The 13262-nt window shown below is 64.2% G+C and carries 10 protein-coding genes; 4 read left to right on the forward strand and 6 right to left on the reverse strand.

What is annotated here, in order from left to right; all coding sequences use genetic code 11:
• The first annotated feature begins 44 nt into the window (after positions 1-44).
• Entirely contained in the window at positions 45-1439 is a 1395-nt protein-coding gene (locus C163_RS25330) for a VOC family protein (protein ID WP_025341095.1), read from the forward strand.
• 113 nt (positions 1440-1552) lie between these two features.
• Here the strand turns inward: C163_RS25330 and C163_RS25335 are convergent, their stop codons facing one another.
• Positions 1553-2479, reverse strand: coding sequence for a LysR substrate-binding domain-containing protein (locus C163_RS25335; RefSeq protein WP_013974772.1), 927 nt, complete (start codon positions 2477-2479; stop codon positions 1553-1555).
• Between the two features lie 156 nt (positions 2480-2635).
• Between C163_RS25335 and C163_RS25340 the strand changes: the two genes are divergently transcribed.
• Positions 2636-4024: a NorM family multidrug efflux MATE transporter gene (locus C163_RS25340; RefSeq protein ID WP_025341096.1), complete on the forward strand. Its 1389-nt coding sequence runs from the start codon at positions 2636-2638 to the stop codon at positions 4022-4024.
• Between the two features lie 123 nt (positions 4025-4147).
• Here the strand turns inward: C163_RS25340 and C163_RS25345 are convergent, their stop codons facing one another.
• Entirely contained in the window at positions 4148-5812 is a 1665-nt protein-coding gene (locus tag C163_RS25345; RefSeq protein ID WP_025341097.1) for a bifunctional diguanylate cyclase/phosphodiesterase, read from the reverse strand.
• 254 nt (positions 5813-6066) lie between these two features.
• Between C163_RS25345 and rep the strand changes: the two genes are divergently transcribed.
• Together rep and C163_RS25355 are read left to right on the forward strand one after the other, a co-directional pair.
• Complete coding sequence (gene rep / locus C163_RS25350) at positions 6067-8076, forward strand: DNA helicase Rep (RefSeq protein WP_025341098.1); 2010 nt, start codon at positions 6067-6069, stop codon at positions 8074-8076.
• Between the two features lie 64 nt (positions 8077-8140).
• Positions 8141-8713, forward strand: coding sequence for a xanthine phosphoribosyltransferase (locus tag C163_RS25355; protein ID WP_003253535.1), 573 nt, complete (start codon positions 8141-8143; stop codon positions 8711-8713).
• Between the two features lie 110 nt (positions 8714-8823).
• Here the strand turns inward: C163_RS25355 and C163_RS25360 are convergent, their stop codons facing one another.
• The 4 genes from C163_RS25360 to alr all read right to left on the reverse strand — a co-directional run bounded on the left by C163_RS25360 (position 8824) and on the right by alr (position 13252).
• The gene (locus C163_RS25360) at positions 8824-10686 is read right to left on the reverse strand and encodes an acetyl-CoA hydrolase/transferase C-terminal domain-containing protein (RefSeq protein WP_025341099.1); all 1863 of its coding nucleotides are present in this window, start codon (positions 10684-10686) and stop codon (positions 8824-8826) included.
• Positions 10687-10961: 275 nt separating this feature from the next.
• Positions 10962-11366, reverse strand: coding sequence for a cytochrome c5 family protein (locus C163_RS25365; RefSeq protein WP_038408395.1), 405 nt, complete (start codon positions 11364-11366; stop codon positions 10962-10964).
• 154 nt (positions 11367-11520) lie between these two features.
• Positions 11521-12069 carry a cupin domain-containing protein gene (locus tag C163_RS25370; protein WP_013974777.1) on the reverse strand — a complete coding sequence of 183 codons (549 nt, stop codon included), beginning with the start codon at positions 12067-12069 and terminating at the stop codon, positions 11521-11523.
• A 109-nt stretch (positions 12070-12178) separates the two neighbouring features.
• Complete coding sequence (gene alr, locus C163_RS25375; RefSeq protein WP_025341100.1) at positions 12179-13252, reverse strand: alanine racemase; 1074 nt, start codon at positions 13250-13252, stop codon at positions 12179-12181.
• Positions 13253-13262: the final 10 nt, after the last annotated feature.

A 13262-nucleotide genomic window follows, 5' to 3' on the forward strand; every position in this document is an offset into this window, starting at 1 on the left:
CCCAGCTTTCATGTAAGCGTCCGAACCCAACCAGGAAGCTAGCGATGCCCGCCCACGATTTCGTCAGCCCCGACAGCATCCGCGCGCAGTTCTCTGCCGCCATGTCGCTCATGTACAAACAGGAAGTGCCCCTGTACGGCACGCTGCTGGAGCTGGTGAGCGAAATCAACCAGCAGGTCATGGCCCAGCAACCCGAGGTTGCCGAGGCCCTGCGCTGGACCGGCGAAATCGAGCGCCTTGATCAGGAGCGCCACGGCGCCATCCGTGTGGGCACCGCCGCAGAGCTGGCCACCATCGCCCGGTTGTTCGCGGTCATGGGCATGCAGCCGGTCGGCTACTACGACCTCAGTTCCGCTGGCGTGCCGGTGCATTCCACCGCCTTCCGCGCGGTGCATGAGCAGTCGCTGCACGTCAGCCCGTTCCGCGTGTTCACCTCGCTGCTGCGCCTGGAGCTGATCGACAACCCGCAGCTGCGCGAGCTGGCAGAGAGCATCCTGGCCAAGCGCCAGATCTTCACCGCCCGTGCCCTCGAACTGATCGCCCAATGCGAGCGCGATGGTGGCCTGAACGCCGCCGATGCCGAAGCGTTCGTGCAGGAAGCGCTGCACACCTTCCGCTGGCACCATGACGCCACTGTCACTGCCGAGCAGTACCAGCAGTTGCACGACCAGCACCGCCTGATCGCCGATGTGGTGGCCTTCAAGGGCCCACACATCAACCACCTGACCCCGCGCACCCTGGACATCGATGCAATCCAGCTTGGCATGCCGGCCAAGGGCATCCCGCCAAAGGCCGTGGTCGAAGGCCCGCCCACCCGCCGCCACCCGATCCTGTTGCGCCAGACCAGCTTCAAGGCCCTGCAGGAAAAGGTAGCGTTCAGCGACCAGCAGGGCAGCGAAGGCAGCCATACCGCGCGCTTCGGCGAAATCGAGCAACGCGGCGCGGCGCTGACGCCGAAAGGTCGCCAGCTGTACGACAAGCTGCTCGACGCCACCCGCGCCGCCCTGGGTGGCGCCCCGGCCGAGGCCAATGCCGAACGCTACATGGCGTTGCTGAAGGACACCTTTGCCGAGTTCCCGGATGACCTGGCACAGATGCGTGAACAGGGGCTGGCCTACTTCCGCTACTTCGCCACCGAGAAAGGCCTGGCTGCGCGCGACCAGGACGGCCGCCCGACCACACTGGAAGGGTTGATCGAGGCTGGCCATGTGCACTTCGAGGCGTTGGTGTACGAGGACTTCCTGCCGGTGAGCGCGGCGGGGATCTTCCAGTCCAACCTGGGTGACGATGCGCAGGCCGAGTACGGCAGCAACGCCAACCGCGATGCGTTCGAAGCGGCGCTGGGGCTGCAGGTGCAGGATGAGCTGGCGCTGTATGCGCAGAGCGAGCGTCGGTCGCTGCAGGCGTGTGCACAGGCGTTGAACCTGGGCTCGATGTAAGGCATTGCGGCCTCTTCGCGGGCTCGCCCGCTCCCACAGGTACAGTGCCGGTTTCAAGGCATGCGATAACCCTGTGGGAGCGGGCAAGCCCGCGAAGAGGCCGGTACAGGCGATCAAAGGGCCGGCAGGATCTGCACATCCGGCAAATCCATCGCCGCCACCTCCTCTTCCAGAAACGCGCTCAAACGCCGCAATCGCTCGCCCCCTGGCCGAGTGCGCGGCCATACCAGGTAATAATCCATCCCGCTGGGCACCGCCGTCGGCCAAGGCAGGCTCAAGCGCCCCTGCGCCACATCTTCGGCCACCATCAGCAAATCACCCATGGAAATGCCATAGCCACGCGCCGCGGCAATCATGCCCAGCTCCAGGGTGTCGAACACCTGCCCGCCCTTGAGCGAAACCTTGTCACTCAATCCCATGCGCTCCAACCACTCCCGCCAGTCGCGCTTGTCCACCGTGGGGTGCAGCAGCTCGATGCAGGCCAGCCGGCGCTCGTCCCACGGTTCCTCGTCGAGCAGGTCTGGCGCACCCACGGGGATCAGCAGCTCCGGGAACAACCTGCGCACTTCCCATTCCGGCGGGAACACCCCGTCGCTGAGCAACACCGCGCAATCGAACGGTTCCTGGTTGAAGTCCACATGGTCGACATCCATCCAGGCGCTGGTCAGCTGCACTTCGTTGCCAGGCTGCAAGTGGCGAAAGCGGCTAAGGCGCGCCAGCAACCAGCGCATGGTCAGGGTCGAGGGGGCCTTCATGCGCAGGATGTCATCCTCACCGCGCAAGGTATCGCAAGCCCGTTCCAGCGCGGCAAAGCCTTCGCGCACACCGGGCAGCAGCACCCGCGCCGCTTCGGTCAGTTGCAGGCTGCGGCCGCTGCGCACGAACAGACGGCAGGCAAAATGCTCCTCCAACGTGCGGATATGTCGGCTGACCGCGCTCTGGGTAATCGACAACTCTTCGCCGGCACGGGTGAAGGAGCTTAGCCGCGCTGCGGCTTCGAATGCGCGCAGGGCATACAGCGGGGGGAGCTGACGGGACATGAGGCACCTGCCATACGGGGCTGTGAAATGAATCACCGGGAAGCATATATACATGAGTCAGACTCATGCCAATGATCGCTTTTATCCTTTTGTGCAAAGTTGACCAAAGCCTCAGAATCGCCCTTCGTTGATCACCCCAGGAAAAGGACTGCCCCCATGCATGTCGCGCCCACCACAGAACTCAAGGCTTTGCTGCGCCTGGCCGGGCCGCTGATCGCCTCGCAGTTGGCGCACATGCTGATGGTGCTGACCGATACCCTGATGATGGCCCGCATCAGCCCGCAAGCCCTGGCTGGCGGCGGCCTGGGCGCGGCGAGCTACTCGTTCGTGTCGATCTTCTGCCTTGGCGTGATCGCTGCGGTCGGTACCCTGGTGGCCATTCGCAAGGGCGCCAACGACATCGAGGGCGCCACCCGCCTGGCGCAGGGTGGCTTGTGGCTGGCCTGGGGCCTGGCGCTGTTCGCTGCGCTGGTGCTGTGGAACCTTGAGCCGGTACTGCTGCTGTTCGGGCAAAAGCCCGAGAACGTTGCCTCGGCCGCCGAATTCCTCACCCTGCTGCCACTGGCCCTGCCCGGCTACCTGACCTTCATGGCCTTGCGCGGCTTCACCAGCGCGCTGGGCCGGTCGACCCCGGTGATGGTCATCAGCCTGGTCGGCACGGTGCTCAACTACCTGTTCAACGTGGCGTTGATCGAAGGCATGTTCGGCCTGCCCAAGCTGGGCCTGATGGGCATCGGCCTGGTCACCGCGGTGGTGTCGATGGGCATGGCCATTGCCTTGGCGCTGTATATCCGCTGGCACCCGGCCTATGCCGCCTACCCACTGCGCAAGGGCCTGTCGCGCCCTTCGCTGCCGGCCCTGCGCGAGCTGTGGCGGCTGGGCCTGCCGATTGGCGGCACCTACATGGTGGAAGTCGGCCTGTTCGCCTTCGCCGCGCTGTGCATGGGCGTGCTGGGCAGCACCGAGCTGGCAGCGCACCAGATCGCCCTGCAGATCGTTTCCACGGCGTTCATGGTGCCGACCGGGTTGTCGTATGCGGTGACCATGCGCGTGGGGCTGTACTACGGCGCCGGCAACCTGCTGGCGGCGCGCAGTGCCGGGCGGGTGGGCATCGGCTTCGGGGCGATGATCATGTTTGCCTTCGCCGCGCTGTTCTGGCTGCTGCCCGATGCGCTGGTGGGGCTGTTCATCGACCGTGACGACCCGGCATTTGCGGCGATCTTCCAGCTGGCGGTGCAGTTGCTGATGGTGGCTGCGTGGTTCGAGCTGTTCGATGGCATGCAGACCATCGCGATGGGCTCGATCCGTGGGCTGAAGGATGCCAAGACCACCTTCCTGATCGGCCTGGTGTGCTACTGGTTGGTGGGGGCGCCGAGCGCCTGGCTGTTCACCTTTACCCTGGGCGGTGGCGCGGTCGGGGTGTGGTGGGGACTGGCGTTGGGGCTGGCGTGTGCGGCGGTGGCACTGACTTTTGGCTTTGAGTGGCGCATGAAGCGGCTTTTGGGCAAGGCCGGTCTGGCTGACGGGTCGGCAGTGTCTGTGTGATTGCCGGGGCTGCTTTGCAGCCCTTTCGCGACGCAAGGCCGCTCCTACATGGGCCTGCGTTCGTCGATCAATGTAGGAGCGGCCTTGTGTCGCGACAGGAGGGCGAAGCCCTCCCCTGCGATGTCACAGGCTAACCAGCTTCGGCTTGCTGTAAACCAGCAAGAACTCCATCAACTCCCCCACCGGCAGCGGCTTGCTGACCAGGAAGCCTTGAACCTGGTCACAGCCAAACCCGCGCAGCAAAGCCATCTGCTCTTCGCTCTCCACCCCTTCGGCCACCACCTCCAGGTTGAGGTTGTGCGCCAGGTTGATCATGGCGTGCACCAGCTTGCGGTTCTCCTCGCGCATTTCCATTTCCGCGACAAAGCTGCGGTCCACCTTGAGCAAGGTGATCGGCAGGCTGTTGAGGTGCACGAACGAAGAGAACCCGGTACCGAAATCATCGAGCGAAAAGCGCACGCCCAGGCGCCCCAGGGCGTCCATGGTCTGGCGCACCAGTTCGTTGCGGCGCATCACCGCCGTTTCGGTCAGTTCGAACTCCAGCCAGCGGGCATCCACGCCATGTTCGAGAATCAGGCGGCTCAAGGTCGCCAGCAACTGGCTGTCCTGGAACTGGCGGAAGCTCAGGTTGACCGCCATGTGCAGCGGCTCCAGGCCGCGCTCGCACAGCGCCTGCATGTCGCGCAGGGCACGGGAAATCACCCAGTAGCCCAGCGGCACGATCAGGCCGCTCTGCTCGGCCAGCGGCACGAACTCGCTGGGCGGCAACAGACCGCGCTCGGCATGCCGCCAGCGCACCAGCGCCTCGAGGCCGACGATGCGCCCGTCGGCCAGGTTCAACCGCGGCTGGTAATGCAGCTCCAGTTCGTCCCGGCGCAGGGCGCGGCGCAGTTCGCTTTCCAGGTCGGCAAGGCTGCGGGCGTTGCGGTTGATGCGTTCGTTGAACACATGGAAAGTGCAACCCTGGCTGCCCTTGGCCTGGCGCATGGCGATGTGCGCGTGCCACATCAGCGGGTCGGCACCACCCTGGGCGCGGGCATGGGCCAGGCCCAGGCTGCAGCCCAGCAGCAGGCTTTCGCCGTCGATCCAGTAGGGTTCGGCCAACGCCTCGACAATCCGCTCGGCAATCGATTCGGCACGATTGGGGTCGCGTCGGGTGTCGATCAGCAGGGCGAACTCGTCGCTGCCAAGGCGCGCCAGCTGGTCACCCGCCTCCAGTTGCTGTTTCAGGCGCGCCACCACCTGCAGGATCAGGCGGTCGCCACTCTGGTGGCCAAGGGCGTCGTTGACGTGGCGGAAGTTGTCCAGGTCCAGGTGGCCGAGGGCAAGGCCACGGCCGTCGTTCTCGGCCAGCCGCGCGGTCAGCAAGGCCTGGAAGCCCTGGCGGTTGGCGATGCCGGTCAGCGGGTCCTGCTCGGCCAGGCGCTGCAAGGTGGCCACCAGCACGCCGCGCTCGCGCACATGGCGCAACGAGCGGCGCAATGTGTCGACATTGAGCTGGTCACGCACCAGCCAGTCGCTGACAGCGGTGGGCGCTACCTGGGGCTCGTGGTCGAGCAGCAGGATGGTCGGCAACTCGCAGCGCCCGGGCGCGGGCTGCAGGGCCGGGGTTGCCAGCACGATAGCCTGACGGTCCTGGTTGAACAGGCTGTCGACCGACTCCCAGTTCGGCGCCGTCAGCAGTACGGCGCTGCCACCCAGTGCGGGCGTGCACTCGCGTAGCAGCGCACCCCATTCCGGCTCATCGGCCAACAGCAGCAAACGCAATGGTTCGACAGGCGTGGACAAGCGGGCTCCTTAGGGCTTCACGGTGCAACGGAAACTGCCAGGTATGCTACTGCATTAATGAAAATGATTTTCAATTTAATACATGTTTTTACGGGTGTAGCATCCCGACGTATTTTGTCGTGCATCCTGCGCGAAACTGCGCCAGCCGGCAAATCCCGTTTACATATTTGACTCAGACGTCAGACGGTCGCGCCACAAACGCCCCATGCCTGTTAGAATGCGCGGCTATTTTCTGGCGACCCCCGGTTTCTAGCATGTCCCGACTCAATCCCCGGCAGCAGGAAGCCCGTGACTATGTCGGCGGCCCTCTTTTGGTGCTCGCCGGTGCAGGCTCGGGCAAGACCAGCGTGATCACGCGCAAGATTGCCCACCTCATCCAGAACTGCGGCATCCGTGCCCAGTACATCGTGGCGATGACCTTCACCAACAAGGCCGCGCGCGAGATGAAGGAGCGGGTCGGCACCCTGCTGCGCCCGGGGGAAGGCCGTGGCCTGACGGTATGCACGTTCCACAACCTGGGCTTGAACATCATCCGCAGGGAGCACGAGCGCCTGGGCTACAAGCCGGGTTTCTCGATCTTCGACGAGTCCGACATCAAGGCGTTGCTGTCGGACATCATGCAGAAGGAATACTCCGGCGACGACGGCATCGACGAGATCAAGAACATGATCGGTGCCTGGAAGAATGACCTGATCCTGCCCGCCGAAGCCCTGGAGAAGGCGCGCAACCCGCGCGAGCAGACCGCAGCCATCGTCTACACCCACTACCAGCGCACGCTCAAGGCGTTCAACGCGGTGGACTTCGACGACCTGATCCTGCTGCCGGTCAAGCTGTTCCAGGAACACCCCGATGTGCTGGAGCGCTGGCAGAACCGCGTGCGCTACCTGCTGGTGGACGAATACCAGGACACCAACGCCAGCCAGTACCTGCTGGTAAAGATGCTGATCGGCATGCGCAACCAGTTCACCGTGGTAGGCGACGACGACCAGTCGATCTACGCCTGGCGTGGCGCCCGGCCGGAAAACCTGATGCTGCTCAAGGAGGACTACCCCTCCCTGAAAGTGGTGATGCTGGAGCAGAACTACCGCTCCACCAGCCGCATCCTGCGCTGCGCCAACGTGCTGATCGCCAACAACCCGCACGCGTTCGAGAAGCAGCTGTGGAGCGAGATGGGCGTGGGCGACGAGATCCGCGTCATCCGCTGCAAGAACGAGGAAGCCGAGGCCGAACGCGTGGCCATGGAAATCCTCACCCTGCACCTGCGCACCAACCGCCCCTACAGCGACTTTGCCATCCTCTACCGCGGCAACTACCAGGCCAAGCTGATCGAACTGAAGCTGCAGCACCACCAGGTGCCGTATCGCCTGTCGGGCGGCAACAGCTTCTTCGGCCGCCAGGAGGTCAAGGACCTGATGGCCTACCTGCGCCTGCTGGTGAACCCGGACGATGACAACGCCTACCTGCGGGTGATCAACGTACCGCGCCGCGAAATCGGCTCCACCACCCTGGAAAAGCTCGGCAACTACGCCACCGAGCGCGGTATTTCGATGTACGCCGCCAGCGAGGAGCTTGGCCTGGGCGAGCATCTGGACGCCCGCTATACCGAGCGCTTGCAGCGCTTCAAGCATTGGCTGGACGGGGTGCGCCACAAGGTTGCCCTGGAAGACCCGATTGCCGCGCTGCACGAGATGATCCGCGATATCGACTACGAGAACTGGATCCGCCAGCAGACCGCCAGCGACAAGGCTGCCGAGTTCCGCATCAGCAACGTCTGGTTCCTGGTCGAAGCGCTGAAGAACACCCTCGAGAAGGACGAAGAGGGTGACATGACCATCGAGGACGCCATCGGCAAGCTGGTGCTGCGCGACATGCTCGAGCGCCAGCAGGAAGAGGAAGAGAACGCCGAAGGTGTGCAGATGATGACCCTGCATGCCTCCAAGGGCCTGGAATTCCCCTACGTGTTCATCATGGGCATGGAAGAGGAAATCCTCCCGCACCGCTCCAGCATCGAGGCCGACACCATCGAAGAGGAACGCCGCCTGGCCTACGTGGGCATCACCCGCGCGCGCCAGACCCTGGCCTTCACCTTCGCCGCCAAGCGCAAGCAGTACGGTGAAATCATCGACTGCACGCCCAGCCGGTTCCTCGACGAACTGCCACCGGACGACCTGGCCTGGGAAGGCCTGGACGATGCGCCGGTCGAGGTAAAGGCTGCACGGGGCAACAACGCCTTGGCCGATATCCGGGCAATGCTCAAACGCTGATCAACCATTACTCTTTAACTTTGCCGCTATTTGCGGCCACCTTTGCTACATCGAGGAAAACAAAGTGGAAGCACTGCATCAGAAGATTCGCGAAGAAGGCATCGTGCTTTCCGATCAGGTTCTCAAAGTCGACGCGTTTCTCAACCACCAGATCGACCCGGCGCTGATGCAGCTGATCGGTGACGAGTTCGCCCGCCTGTTCGCCGACGCGGGCGTGACCAAGATCGTCACCATCGAAGCCTCGGGCATTGCCCCGGCGGTGATGACTGGCCTGAAGCTGGGCGTGCCGGTGATCTTCGCCCGCAAGCACCAGTCGCTGACCCTGACCGAGAACCTGCTGACCGCCTCGGTGTATTCCTTCACCAAGCAGACCGAGAACACCGTGGCCATCTCGCCGCGTCACCTCAACAGCAGCGACCGCGTGCTGGTGATCGACGACTTCCTGGCCAACGGCAAAGCGTCGCAGGCACTGATCTCGATCATCAAGCAGGCCGGCGCCACCGTGGCCGGCCTGGGTATCGTGATCGAGAAGTCGTTCCAGGGCGGCCGTGCCGAGCTGGACAGCCAGGGCTATCGCGTCGAGTCGCTGGCCCGGGTGAAGTCGCTGGAAGGTGGTGTGGTGTCCTTCATCGAATAAGGCCGCTACGCGATCTCTGTGGGAGCGGGTTTACCCGCGAAGGCGATTTGGGATGCGCCATCGCATTCGCGGGTAAACCCGCTCCCACAGGGGACAGTATGTCCGAGCGCTTATTTTGCAGCCTGTAAGCCCGCCAGCAGCAACCGCTGGTAAAGCTCTTCCTTCAGCCCCTGCGGCTGCTCCAGCTGCATCCGCGCAAGATGCCTCGCATACCCCTCTGGCCCCGGCGCATCCAGCGCTGCCTTGCCCAGCTCCAGCACCTCGCTCAGCTTGAACTTGCTCTTCAACCAGTTCAGTGCCCGCAGCAAATCCCGCTCTTCAGCCGTAAAGTCCGTGCCCAGCGGATACTCCGGGAACAACCGCGAGTGCCGCGCCCTGATCGCCTCCAGCCGCTGCGGCGTATTGTCGGTAAAGCACGCCTCCAGTTGAAAGTCTTTGGCCAGCTTGCCGGCGTCCTTTGCCTGCTCGATCAACCCCTGCTGGAACCGCGAATCACATACCGCCAGCAACCGCGCAATCACCTCGCTGTCGGTCTGCCCACGCAGGTCGGCGATGCCGTACTCGGTCACCACGATATCGCGCAGGTGCCGGGGGATGGTGCAATGGCCATAGTTCCAGAACAGGTTCGAGGTCACCTCCCCGCCCGCCTCACGCCAGCTGCGCAGCAGCAGGATCGAACGCCCGCCCTCCAGCGCATGGCCCTGGGCGACGAAGTTGTACTGCCCGCCCACGCCACTGAGTACCCGGCCATCCTCCAGCTGGTCGGCCACCCCGGCGCCGAGCAGGGTCATGCCGAATACGGTGTTGATGAAGCGCGCATCACGGCGTTGGCGGCGCTTGAGCTCCTCCTGTCCATACAGCTCGTTGATGAAGCTGATACACGTCATGGCAAACCGTGCGCGCTGTTCCAGCGGCATGTCGCGCAAGCGCTGGTAGAACGCCTGGGGGCCGAGGAAGAAACCGCCATGCAGCACTGCCGCCCCCTGCTCGTCCGCCGGGCGCCGCAACAGGCCCGCTTCGGCCAGCGCCAACAGGCCGTTGACGAACATCTCGCTGCAGCCGTACAGGCCTTGGGCGAAGGTATCCAGGCCCCCTTCCCGTTCGACCAACGTTTGCCACGAGCCAGCACCCAGCGCGTCGAGCACGGCACGATAACCGGCGTTGTCACCCTGGCGCGCCAGCAATGCGGCAGCTACCGCATCGCCCATGGCACCAATGCCGATCTGTAGCGTGCCGCCGTCGCGAACCAGGCTGCTGGCGTGCAGGCCGATGCAGTGGTCCTGGGTGTTGACCGGCATGTTCGGCGTGGAGAACAGGCGGCGTTGCTCGGCTGTATCGATCAGCAGGTCGAACGTATCGATGGGTAGCTCGGCGTCACCCGGCATGTAAGGCAGCTCGGCATGCACCTGGCCGAGCATGAGGATGGTCTCGCCGGCGGCGCGGCGCTTGGCGATCATCGGCAGCAGGTCGAGGGTGATGTCGGGGTTGCAGGCCAGGCTCAGGTGCACCGGCCTCTCGGGTGTGGCGGCCACCAGCTGCGCGATCAGGTTCAGGCCCTTGGCGTTGATGTCGCGTGCGGCGTGGCTGTAGTTGCTGCTGATGTAGCTCTGCTGGGCCGACGCGCTGTGCAGCAGGCTGCCCGGCTGCATGAAGAACTGTTCGACGCGAATGTTGGATGGCAACGTGTCGTTGCGCAGGTCGGTGAGGTAGGCGAGTTCTTCGTAGTCGGCGAAAACGCGTTCGACAAAGGGTTCGAGAAAGCGCCGTTGCAAACCGTCACCCAGTGACGGACGTCCGAGGGACAGGGCCGTGTAGATGGTCAGCTGCCGTTCGGGCAGCTCGCGGATGCGGGCGTAAAGCGCATTGACGAAGGCGTTGGGCTTGCCCAGGCCCAGCGGCAGGCCCATGTGAATGTGGGCTGGCAGGCGCGAGAGGACTTGCTCGACGGCCTGGTCGATGGAGCAGAGGTGCATCGGGGCCTCCTGAGACATCCATGGGTTCAGGGGTTGGACATGGGCTTTGGTGGGTTGGTTGCCCGTGCCGGCCTCTTCGCGGCTAAAGCCGCTCCCACAGAGACCTCACCGCCCTTGAGTCCTGTGCTGTACCTGCGAGTTCCCACAGGGTCCCCACAGCCCTTGAAGCCTGCACTGTACCTGTGGGAGCGGCTTTAGCCGCGAAAGGGCCGGCACAGGCACCACAAAAACAAAGCCCGCCATCAATGGCGGGCCTCATGCAATTCAGCTGTTTCTCACAGCCCGGACATTTTCTTGATCGCCCCTTTCAGGTCGTCATCCGAGCAGTCCGCGCAGGTGCCTTTCGGTGGCATGGCGTTGATGCCGGTAATGGCCTTGGCCAAGATGCCGTCCAGGCCGCCCTGATGGTCGGCGCGTTCCTTCCACGCCGCGGTATCGCCAATCTTAGGTGCGCCGAGCAGGCCGGAGCCATGGCAGGCATTGCAGTGCTTGGCGATGATCTCGTCCGGCGTCTTGGCACCACCGCCACCTGCGGCGGCGGCCACTTCCATGCCTTTGCACTCTTGGCCTTGGACGCACACCTGGCCAACCGGCTCCAGGCGCTTGGCGATGTCATCATTGGTCGCAGCGGTTGCGCTCATTGCCCAGAGGGCGAATACGGCTGCTGGTACGGCCAGCATCTTCTTGATTTGGTTCACGCGAACACCCTCATGGTGGCTAATCACGCTCGCGGCCACGGATCGGCGAGCGTTGAAAAGTATAGCGGGAACCCAGAGGCCGTGAAACGACCCCACACAGGAAAGGGGTATTGCCGAATCAATGCACTGCGCTGGATCAAAAGTTTGAAGGCGTCGCCGCACTGATCAGCCGCGCCGGGCGGTCGAACGGGTTGCGAAAGCGGTGCGGGCGGGTGCTTTCGAAGTAATAGCTGTCGCCCTCTTCAAGGATGAAGATCTCATTGCCGACCACCAGCTCCAGGCGGCCTTCGAGCAGGATGCCGGTTTCTTCACCGTCATGGGTAAGCATTTCGGCCCCCGTGTCGGCACCCGGTGGATACACCTCGGTGAGAAAGGCGATGGCACGGTTGGGGTGCGACTTGCCGACCAGCTTCATGGTCACCGCACCGTCGGAGATATCGATCAGCTCATGGGCCTTGTAGACGATCTGCGTGGGGCTTTCAGGTTCCAGTTCGACCGAGAAGAACTCGACCATGGACATGGGAATGCCGCTCAGCACCTTGCGCAGCGAGCTGATCGACGGGCTCACGCTGTTCTTCTCGATCATCGAGATGGTGCTGTTGGTCACGCCGGCACGCTTGGCGAGTTCACGCTGGGACAGGCCCTTGAGCTTGCGGATGGCTTGCAGTCGTTCGCCGACGTCCAAAGCTGGAGCCTCCTGAAACGGTGGAAAGGGGGGTGGATGTGAACGATATCATGGCAATGCCGTTCAGTATTTACAACACACCGCCCTTCAACCTGTCCGCTTCAGCGTGTCATTCGCCGACGTAGTCCCGAGGTACCCGCTTCAGGTTGCAGAAAATCTGGTACGGAATGGTACCCGCGTGCGCCGCCACTTCACTGGCCAGCACATGCTTGCCCCACAGTTCGACGGGGCTGCCGACGGTGGCTTCCGGCACATCGGTCAGGTCGATGCTGAGCATGTCCATCGACACCCGGCCGATCAGTTGGGTGCGCTTGCCGGCGACCAGCACCGGGGTACCGTTGGGCGCCTGGCGCGGGTAGCCATCGGCATAGCCCATGGCAACCACACCAACACGGGTTGGCCGTGGACTGACGAACTTGGCGCCGTAGCCCACCGGCTCGCCGGCAGGCAGCTCGCGCACGCTGATCACCCGCGATTGCAGGGTCATCACCGGTTGCAGGCGCTCGGCCTCGGCCTGGGCCACTTCGAACGGTGTGGCACCGTACAGCATCAGGCCCGGGCGCACCCAGTCGCTGGGGGCCTGCGGCCAGCCCAGCACACCGGGGGAGTTGCGCAGGCTGCACTCGGCGGCCAGGCCCTGGCGGGCGGCCTCGAACACGGCGATCTGCTGGGCGGTAGCGTCGGCATCCAGTTCGTCGGCGCGAGCGAAGTGGCTCATCAGCACGATGCGCGCGACCTTGCCGCTGGCCAGCAGGCGCTGGTAGGCCTCGTGGTAGTCCTTGGGGTGCAGGCCGACGCGGTGCATGCCGCTGTCGAGCTTGAGCCAGACGGTGAGCGGCTTGTGCAGCTGGGTCTTTTCGATCGCTTCCAGTTGCCACAGCGAGTGCACCACGCACCACAGGTCGTGTTCGGCGATCAGGGCCAGTTCGCTGGCTTCGAAGAAGCCTTCCAGCAGCAGCACCGGGGCCTTGATACCGGCGGCGCGCAGCTCCAGCGCTTCTTCGATGCAGGCCACGGCAAAGCCGTCGGCTTCGGCCTCCAGGGCCAGGGCACAGCGCACGGCGCCGTGGCCGTAGGCGTCGGCCTTGATCACTGCGAGGGCTTTGGCACCGGTCAGTTCACGGGCCAGACGGTAGTTGTGGCGCAGGGCCTGGAGGTCGATCAGGGCGCGGGCGGGACGCATGGCGGCTGCC

Origin of the sequence: Pseudomonas sp. FGI182 (assembly GCF_000511325.1) — a bacterium.
GTDB classification, from domain to species: domain Bacteria; phylum Pseudomonadota; class Gammaproteobacteria; order Pseudomonadales; family Pseudomonadaceae; genus Aquipseudomonas; species Aquipseudomonas putida_Z.

Bases quoted from the DNA above. Each gene is read 5' to 3' on its own strand.
- C163_RS25365 (WP_038408395.1), bottom strand. From the start codon at position 11,366: ATGCTGGCCGTACCAGCAGCCGTATTCGCCCTCTGGGCAATGAGCGCA.
- C163_RS25340 (WP_025341096.1), top strand. From the start codon at position 2,636: ATGCATGTCGCGCCCACCACAGAACTCAAGGCTTTGCTGCGCCTGGCC.
- alr (WP_025341100.1), bottom strand. From the start codon at position 13,252: ATGCGTCCCGCCCGCGCCCTGATCGACCTCCAGGCCCTGCGCCACAAC.
- C163_RS25330 (WP_025341095.1), top strand. From the start codon at position 45: ATGCCCGCCCACGATTTCGTCAGCCCCGACAGCATCCGCGCGCAGTTC.
- C163_RS25335 (WP_013974772.1), bottom strand. From the start codon at position 2,479: ATGTCCCGTCAGCTCCCCCCGCTGTATGCCCTGCGCGCATTCGAAGCC.
- C163_RS25360 (WP_025341099.1), bottom strand. From the start codon at position 10,686: ATGCACCTCTGCTCCATCGACCAGGCCGTCGAGCAAGTCCTCTCGCGC.
- rep (WP_025341098.1), top strand. From the start codon at position 6,067: ATGTCCCGACTCAATCCCCGGCAGCAGGAAGCCCGTGACTATGTCGGC.